Raw genomic sequence first — 8,746 nt, 5'->3', positions numbered from 1 at the left:
CGAACGTCAGCTGCATGGATGCCTCCTCACTCCGAACAGATAGTGTCTCGCATTTGTGGCGCGTTGTTCAGAGGTTCCCTAGCCGCGATTGTGCTCGCGGGGCGTCTCATGCGTCGAGTCTCAAAGCGTTGCGAGCCTTGGATACCAACGTGGCGCGAGCGCGCCTGCGGCGGGCGGTAGTATGGGCGCGAGCCCACGGAGCCGTCACCGATGCCAGCAATTCGAAGCGAAAGCCCTCAGTGGCCGCTGGAAACACCGACGCCGGCTGAGGTCGAAGAAATGCGACAGCTCGGCCTTCAACCGGGCGCAGTCGGCTACGACGAACGCGGAAACCTCGTCCGTCGTCTGCCTGACGGCACGCTGGAAGTCGTAGTTACAGCAAAGTCCTGATCAGCGGAGGTCCAATCGCGGCAGGCGTTCCCTCTACCGCCGAACCGTACATTGCGGACTCCACCTTATACCTGCCCGGGAGCGTGATCGCGCGCCTGACGCGCTTACCATTGTCGAATCCGACGATCTCGCACCCGCTTCATCAGGACAACGGGATCGGGGTACAGCTCCGCGTACTCATTAGCATCGCTAGGGCGGCCAGCCGGATCAGCCGAAAACTGGGCGCGCGCCGCCAACCCTTCGATCGTCTTCCACTCGACCTCGTAGGCGTCCCGGGTATATGGAACTCGCCGCCTAACGCGTTCCAGCAGCTCATAAAGCTGGGGAACGCACGCTGCAGCCCAGGGCGTCCGAAGCAGAGCTGGAAGTGCCCTGAAAGCGTCTTGGCTGCATTCCAGGTGCTTATAGTCGTCACCCTCCAGCTCAGCCCAGCGAACGTCTCCGACCAGGCCAAACAGCCCCCACAGATCCCCGCGATGGAGCAGCGTTTGCGAGTCGTGGGAGATCGCCACGCCATCCCGGTGCGGAAGCCTCCAACAGTGCCCATCCACGAGTCCGGGCTGCCTGAAATTGGCATGAGGATTCCGAGCACCGGCCGCGCCCGCCTGACGATCGCGCAGCAGTTTTGTCAGCTGCTCTAAGCCACTGGGCTGTCCCAAGCGTCCTTGATCTGCAGAATCTGCGGCAATGCCTCGTGGAAATGCTGCACCAGGCGCGGTTCCAGTTGTTTGCCTGCCATGCTGTCGAGCTTGCGCATGGCGTCTTCCACCGTCCAGGGCGCTTTGTAGGCGCGTCGTCCGCAGAGCGCATCGAACACGTCGGCCACCGCCACGATGCGTGCCGATTCGGCAATCGCATCGCCTGACAAGCCTTGGGGATACCCGCTGCCGTCCCAGCATTCGTGATGATGCAGCGCGATTTCCGCTGCCAACCGAAACACCGGGCCGCGGCCGTGGCGCAACAGATCATGGCCGGCTTGCGGGTGCTGGCGCACCACCGAGCGTTCGTGTTCGTCCAGCGCATCGGGCTTTTGCAGGATGCTGCCGGGCACCGCGATCTTGCCGGCGTCGTGCAGCGGGGCGGCGTCCTGCAGGGTCTGCGCCTGCTGCGGCGACCAGCCCACCGCTTCGGCCAGGACCCGCGCATACACCGCCATGCGCCAGATGTGCGCGCCGGTGTCGGCGTCCTGGCCCTGGCCGGCGGTACCGAGCAGATGGATCGCGTCGCGGTATTGCTGGGCAAGACGTGCGTTTTCGGCCAGCTTCAACTGGGTACCGATGCGTGCCTTGAGCAGCGCCGGCGAGTAGGGCTTGCTGACATAGTCGGCCGCGCCCGCTTCCAGCCCGAGGCGTTCGTCCTGCTCGCTGTTGCGCGAGGTCACGAACAGGATGGGGATGGCGTTGCTGGACGGCTGTTGCTTGAGCGCACGTGCCACCGCGTAGCCGTCCATGTCGGGCAATTCGACATCCAGCAGGATCAGCTTTGGGGCATGGCGGCTGACCGCATCCAGGGCTTCGCCACCGGACTTGGCGAAGACCAGTGCGAAGTCGTCGCGCAGCAGCTGGCGCAAGGTGGCCAGGTTGCTGGACTCGTCGTCGACACACAGCAGGGGGCGGGACGGCATGGTCGATCCTTGCCAAACGCTCGGGGAGCGCGATCAGTGCGGGTGGGTGGTTTGCCACTCGCGCAACGTGGTTTCGGCGCGGCGGAAGTCGAAATCTTCGACCGCGCGTTGTAAGGCTTCCTGCAGTGCGCGCGGCAAGCGTGGCGCGCAGATCAATAGCGCGTGATCGATCCGGTCGGCATCGTCGCTGGCAAAGGCCGATGTCAGGATCTGCGCGCTGTCTGCATCAAACGCAGCGCCATCCTCGTCGGCGGCAACGTCGCTGTCGCCATGTTGCAAAAATGCCCGGATCGCTTCGGCGGTGCGCTGCATGACCTCCTTCAACGCGATCAGCGATGCGGTGATGTCGTGTCCTTCCTCGATCCGCGTCTCCAGATCGCCGGCTGCACCTGCCAGGGCCGGCAGCGCGAGCGATCCGGCCGCGCCACGCAGCTTGTGGGCCATCGCGCCGATGGCCGGCAGTTCGTTGCGTCGCAGATGCTCGGCGGCTACCTCAGCCGGGTCCGGGTTGTCGCGTAGCAGCTTGATCAGATAGCGCGCATAGGGTTCGCGCTCGCGCCACAGGCTGCGCGCGCGGGCGGCGTCCAGCAATTCCGGGTCGCTGTATTTCCATTCGGGACCGGCGTGCGCCTGCGCCTCATGCGGAAGCGAGGGAATGCGCCGAGTGCCCGGCTGCAAGAAATGACGAATGGCAGTGACCAGTTCTTCGACGTTAAATGGTTTGGCGATAAAGCCGTTCATGCCCGCTTCCAGCGCTTTTTCCTGCTGCGGCCGGAAGGCGCCGGCGGTCAGCGCGATCACCGGCAGGCTGGCCAGAGCCGGGATCTGGCGCAACCGGCGCGTGGCCTCGTAACCGTCCACCACCGGCATCTGCACATCCATCAGCACCAGGTGGAACAGGTTGGGCGCGCGTTTGAGCGTGCTCACCGCCTGTTCGCCATCGTGGGCGACGGTGACCATGGCGCCTTCGCCCTCCAGAATGCGCTGGGCGACTTCGCAATTGATGTCGCTGTCGTCGACCAGCAACAGGTGTGCGCCTTCCAGACGTCGCGCAACAAACGTCGGCGTGGCAGGGCGGGCAACCGGGCGTTCCTCGAGCAGTTGCTCGACCAGCCGGTGCAGGGCCGCGCCGGTCACCGGCTTGGTCATCACCGCATCCAGATCCTGCTGTTCGGGATGTTGCTCCAGCAGGCGGCGTTCGTAGGCGGTGACCATCACGATGACCGGATGCGGGCCGGGCGTGGCGCGTGCGCGAATCTCGCGCGCAATGGCCACCCCGTCGATATCGGGCATGCGCCAGTCGAGCAGGAAAATATCGTAGGGCTCTGCAGCGTGTTCGATGGCCTGCAGCGCGGCCTGTCCGCTGGCGACGGCATCCACGCGCCAGCCAAGTTCGGTGGCGATGCGCACCAGGTTGTTGAGCGCTGCATCGTGGTCGTCGGCGATCAGTACGCGCGGCATCGCTTCCGGCGGCAAGGCCGGCAATTCGCGCTGTGCCTGCGGTGGCGAGGATTTTTCCAGCGTCACCACGAAATAGAATTCGCTGCCGCGGCCGAGCACGCTTTCCACTTCCAGTTCGCCGCCCATCAATTCGACCAGGCGCCGGCTAATGGTCAGGCCCAGGCCGCTGCCGCCGTAACGCCGGCTGGTGGACGTGTCGGCCTGCAGGAACGGCGAGAAGATCACGCTCTGCTTTTCCTTGGAAATACCGATGCCCGTGTCGCGGACCGAAAACAGCAGCTTGAACTTGTTGGGGTCGCCGCTGGGGAAACGGCGTACCGACAGCACCACTTCGCCCTGTTCGGTGAACTTGATCGCATTGCCGACCAGGTTGACCAACACCTGGTTGATGCGCAGCGCATCGCCCAGCAGCCAACGGCTGTCGCGCGGCAGGGGTTCGACGATCATTTCCACCGGCTTGGCGCTGAGCGAGGAGCGCATCAGGTCGGCGATGTTGTCGAACAGCTGGTTCAGATCGAACGGTGCGCATTCCAGGTCGATACGCCCGGCCTCGATCTTGGAAAAATCCAGGATATCGTTGATGATTTCCAGCAACGTGCGCGCGGAGCGATCGATCTTGGCGACCATGTCCTGCGCTGCGCCGGGCAGTTCGCTGCGCTGAAGCAGGTACAGCATGCCCAGGATGGCGTTCATCGGCGTGCGGATTTCGTGGCTCATGTTGGCCAGGAAATCGGACTTGGACTGGTTGGCGCTCTTGGCCGCATCCATCGCCAGGCGCAGCTGTTTTTCGTGCAGTTTCTGCTCGGTGAGATCCACCGCCACGCCGAGATAGCCGATCACCTGGTCGTGGTCGTCGCGCAGGGTGCTCAAGGTCAGCAGCACCGGCAGGCGACGCCCGTCATGGCTCACATAGGTCCACTCGCTGGTGTCGCTGCGACCCAGGCTGGTGAGCGCGGCGATCGCCTCCAGCGTGTGAGCCACCGGCGTACCGGTCTGCTCGGCCAGCATGTGCGCACGCTCCTGCAGTTCCTCGGGCTCGACGAACTGGCTGGCCTTGCGCCGCCCGATCACTTCTGCCGCGCTGTAGCCCAACAGTTTTTCGGCGGCCGGATTGAACAGCGTGACGAAGCCGCCGGAATCGGTGGCGATGATGGCGTAGCCGGCGTGCGCCAGGATCGCGCGTTGCAGCACCGAGAACTTCACCAGCTCGCTGGTGCGTTCGGCGACCTGGTGTTCGAGCGAGGCGTTGAGGTCGATGATGCGTTGATGCGAGCGCACACGGTCGGACATGTCGCGGAAGAAATGCGAATGGCCGCTGAGCGTGCCTTCGCTTTCGATGATCGGCGCCTTGCTGGCCAGCACATGCACCTGATGCCCGTCGCGATGGCGCATGGTCTGCGCCGCCGATGCGTTGCCCGCCAGTGCCGCATCGGCATGGTCGACCTCCGGCATCGCATACGGCTGCGGCGACAGCAGCATGGTCAGGTCCTGATCGATCGCCTCCTCGGCCGTGTAACCGAACATCGCCTCGGCGGCCGGGTTCCAGTGCGTGATACGTCCATCCGGGGTTTCGGCGACGATGGCTTCGCTGGAATGGCTGACCAGCGCGGCCAGCTCCATCTGCTTGCGCAGCACTTCCTCGTGGCGCAGCCCGTTGCTGAAATACAGCACCAGCAGGGCGGCAAACAGGACCGAGGCGGCCATCACCAGCCCGCCGATCAACCAGGGCGAACTCTGGTTGAGCGAGGCGACGAAGCCGGCGGTGGGGTGGGCGGTAATGACCCAGGTGCGGCCGTAGATCGGCAACAGCCGCACCACCGGCGGCCGCAGCGCGCTGTCGCTGGCTGGCGTGCCGCTGCGATAGAAATTGTGGGTCGGCTCATTGCGGTCGGACAGGTCCAGCGCCACGTCGTCGCGCTCACCCAATGCGCTTCGCACCATCTGTTCGACGCTGAAAGGCACATACACCCAGCCGCTGGTGGCGAGCATGCGCTGCTGCGGGGTCTGCAATGGCATGCCTTCCCGATAGACCGCCAACAGCACCAGAAAGCCGCTTTCGTTGGGAACGCGGTAACCGGACAGCGAGATCGGCGAGGTCATGACCGGCGCGCCGCTGCGTGCGGCCTGCAGGGCGGCGGCGCGCCGGCGCGGCTCGGAGGCGATATCGATGCCGAGTGGGCGGTTGCCGGAGGATTCCGGCTCGAAATACAGCACCATGTAACGCTCGCCATCCCACGGCGCCAACGGCCGGCGATGGATGTCCGGCGCACCATCGGCACGCGCGGCCTGCAGAAATGCGGCCTCGTCGGCCGGGGCGACCCGATGGATATAGCCGTACCCCAGCACCCCGGGAAACTCGCGTGGATAATCCCGCGAGCGGCTGTACAAGGTGAAGCGTTCTCGACTGATGATGCCGCTGCCTGCGCCGATTACCGCACCGCGCGCGCCGCGCAAGCCATGCTCGAAGGTGGGCATGCGCTCGCTGATGTTGCGCGCCAGCGTACGCACGACGTAGTCGAACCGTTGCTGGCGCTCGAGCTCGTTCTGCCGTTGCAGCCACACGCCGGTGACGATCGCGGCAACCAGGCCGGCGCTCAGGATCAGCAGTGCACCGAAGAATGCGCGACGCCCGTATGTCCTGCGCAAATCCCAGCGGCCCTTCGGCATGTTCGTTCCTTCGCCTTGCCTGTTACGTGCCCAGAGTGCTGGCCGACCTGCGTCGACCTCGTGGTACCGCCCGACATCCGACGGCTGTGTGCAGTCCCCTAAGCCTGCACGTCGGCTCGGATGGGCGATCGACGTTTCCGCATCAAAACGACAGCCAGATCGACAACGCGTGAAGAATCAGTCCGATCAGTCCACCGACCAAGGTTCCATTGAACCGAATGTATTGCAGATCGCGTCCCACCCCCAATTCCAATTGTTCGACGAGGTGACGTTCGTCCCAACTTTTCATCGTCGATGCAATATGGTCGGTGACCGATGTGCGCAAGCGCGCGGTAAGTTTGTCGGCAGCTTGCAACATATGTTGATTGAGCGCCTCACGCAGCGAGGGATCCTGCGACAAGGCCCGGCCGAGCGATTGCATGGAACGCTCCACGTGCGCGGCCATCGACGATTGCTCGCGCGCCAGGTCATTGCGCAGTGCGTCGCGAATTTCGCCCCATAACCCTTGCACATAGTCCTGCAGTGCCGGATGTTCGATGGCGCGTTGCTTCAGTTCTTCCACGCGCACGGCCATTTCCGGTTCGTCGCGCAAGCGCGTGATGTAGCCCTGCAGCCACGCTTCGTAGTCGAGCCTGATTGGGTGCTCGGGTGTTTTGAGGATGTCCTGCAGTTCTTCGATCGCCGCACGCGCCATGCGGTCGGCCAGGCTGTCGCCGATCTCTTCGATCGGCTTGACCCAATTCACCGTGCCGACCAGCTTGGGCCATTCGCGCCGCGCGTAACGCACGATCAATGCAGAAGCGCGCGTCTTGACCTGCTCCTGGTCCAGCCATTCGCCCAGCCGCAGCAACACTTCGTCCAGCAGCTTTTGATGGCGGCCGTCGGTGGTGAGCAGGGCCATGACATCGCCGATGGTGGCAGCGGCGTTCCATTTGCGCAGGCGGTCGACCACGAAACCTTGAATCGCGCGGCGGACGGCTGCCTCGTCGAGCAGTTCCAGCGCCTGCAACATCCAGCCGCGCGTCATCTGCGCCAGCATGCGCGCCTGCTCAGGTTTGGCCAGCCAATCGCCCAGCCGGCTGGCGGGATCGAATACCCGCAGTTTTTCCATCAACGCATCCGGGGCGAGGAACTGGTCGCGCACGAACACTGCCAGCCCATCGGCCAGCCGTTCCTTGCCGCGCGGCAGGATGGCCGTGTGTGGAATCGGCAGGCCCATTGGGCGGCGGAATAGCGCCACCACTGCGAACCAGTCGGCCAATGCGCCCACCGTGGCCGCTTCGCAGAAGGCCGATACCCAGGCCCAGATGCCGTGTTCGCCCATCAGGTGGCTGACGACGAAGCCGGCGAACATCGCCAGCAACAGGGCCACCGCCAACAGCTTCATGCGCTGCAACTGGGCACGACGAGGATCGATCGGACGGGGAGTGCTGAGACTGGGTTCCATCAGGGAAGTGTACCCAGTCGTTTGACCAGGGCATGTCCACGGCAGGTGCCGCCAGCGCTCGCGCAGGTTGGTGGCCGCGTCTTGCGTGCCCTGTGCTCCGGCTGCGCTTGGGTTGGGGCGACCCAGCGCTGTTGCCGTCATAGGAGCGCACCCGGGCGCGACGGGCTTTATCGGCAATGCCGGTCGCGCCCGGGTGCGCTCCTGCGTGCTGCTGTCGACTGTCGGGTGCGCGCTCAGCCGCGCAGGCGTTCGAGCTGCGCCTGCAGTGCGGTCACCTTCGATTGCAGGGCGGTGTTTTCGTTTTCCAGTTCGGTGACGCGGCGCTGCAGGGCCTTGATGTCGCGGCGTTCGGCTTCGCCACCTTCGGCCTCGTCGGCCTTGGGTTTGCGCTTGGCATCGCGTACGCGCTTGGCGGCCTGTTTGAGCTCGGCCTTGCCGGCCTGCGCGGCGGCGCGTTGTTCGTCTTCGGACAGCGTGGCCACCGCAGCGGCGGCGCTGATCGAAATCTCGCCCGCCTTGACCGCCTGCACCACTTCCGGCGCGGCCTGCTTGTGGATGCGTTGGATCATCACCACCTGGTTGCTGCTCAGGCGTGCTTCGCGGGCCAGTTCGGCACGGCTGACCGGGGTAGAGGTCTCGTCCCACGGTGGGCTGTCGGTGTCGTCAGCAGCGTGCGCGCTGCTCTGCTCCAGGCCAGTGTCGTGCTGGTCGCCAGCCACGGCCGGCGCTTCGGCAGCGGCGTCGGCGTCGCGCTGGCTGCGTTGGCGTGCGGCCAGGATCTCGCGCTTGCGCAACGCCAGTACGCCACGCTGGAAGTCGGACACGCTGCGCCGGCCCAGGTGCTGCTCGATCATCCACAGGTGTACATCCTGCATGGACTGGAAGCGCGGGTTCTGTACCGTTTGGAACGGCAGACCGTGTTTCTGGCAGATACCGTAGCGGTTGTGGCCATCCACCAGCACATCGCCCCACAACACCAAGGCATCGCGGCAGCCTTCGGCCAGCAGGCTGCGTTCCAGGGCCTCGTGCTCGTCGGGCGTCAGCGGGTCGATATAGGCCTTGAGTTCTTCTTTGACAACGATGTTCATACGGCAACTGCTGGGATGCGGGGCGGGCATTGTAGTGAGCCTGCCCCGGCTTTGCGCGCTTGACGGGTG

4 protein-coding genes are annotated in these 8,746 nt (G+C 64.9%); all 4 read right to left on the bottom strand.

Features of this window, described 5'->3' with window-relative positions:
- Positions 1–1,027: 1,027 nt before the first annotated feature.
- The 4 genes from J7367_RS20305 to J7367_RS20290 all read right to left on the bottom strand — a co-directional run bounded on the left by J7367_RS20305 (position 1,028) and on the right by J7367_RS20290 (position 8,677).
- A complete protein-coding gene (locus J7367_RS20305; protein WP_057659080.1) occupies positions 1,028–2,014 on the bottom strand; it encodes an HD domain-containing phosphohydrolase in 987 nt (328 codons plus the stop codon).
- 33 nt (positions 2,015–2,047) lie between these two features.
- Positions 2,048–6,142, bottom strand: coding sequence for a CHASE domain-containing protein (locus J7367_RS20300; RefSeq protein WP_057659077.1), 4,095 nt, complete (start codon positions 6,140–6,142; stop codon positions 2,048–2,050).
- 142 nt (positions 6,143–6,284) lie between these two features.
- Positions 6,285–7,589 (bottom strand): DUF445 family protein, encoded by a 1,305-nt coding sequence (locus tag J7367_RS20295; RefSeq protein ID WP_057659076.1) that lies wholly within the window; start codon positions 7,587–7,589, stop codon positions 6,285–6,287.
- A 233-nt stretch (positions 7,590–7,822) separates the two neighbouring features.
- On the bottom strand, positions 7,823–8,677 hold the full coding sequence (locus tag J7367_RS20290) for a hypothetical protein (RefSeq protein ID WP_057659074.1): 855 nt from the start codon (positions 8,675–8,677) through the stop codon (positions 7,823–7,825).
- Positions 8,678–8,746: the final 69 nt, after the last annotated feature.

This window comes from Xanthomonas sp. D-36-1 (assembly GCF_017746155.1).
In the GTDB taxonomy this organism is placed as follows: domain Bacteria; phylum Pseudomonadota; class Gammaproteobacteria; order Xanthomonadales; family Xanthomonadaceae; genus Xanthomonas; species Xanthomonas cissicola.
The sequence above is the reverse complement of the archived record's forward strand: the minus strand, read 5'-3'. Positions and strand labels throughout refer to the sequence as shown.

Coding starts and splice junctions, on each gene's coding strand:
- J7367_RS20305 (WP_057659080.1), bottom strand. CDS start 2,014: ATGCCGTCCCGCCCCCTGCTGTGTGTCGACGACGAGTCCAGCAACCTG.
- J7367_RS20300 (WP_057659077.1), bottom strand. CDS start 6,142: ATGCCGAAGGGCCGCTGGGATTTGCGCAGGACATACGGGCGTCGCGCA.
- J7367_RS20295 (WP_057659076.1), bottom strand. CDS start 7,589: ATGGAACCCAGTCTCAGCACTCCCCGTCCGATCGATCCTCGTCGTGCC.
- J7367_RS20290 (WP_057659074.1), bottom strand. CDS start 8,677: ATGAACATCGTTGTCAAAGAAGAACTCAAGGCCTATATCGACCCGCTG.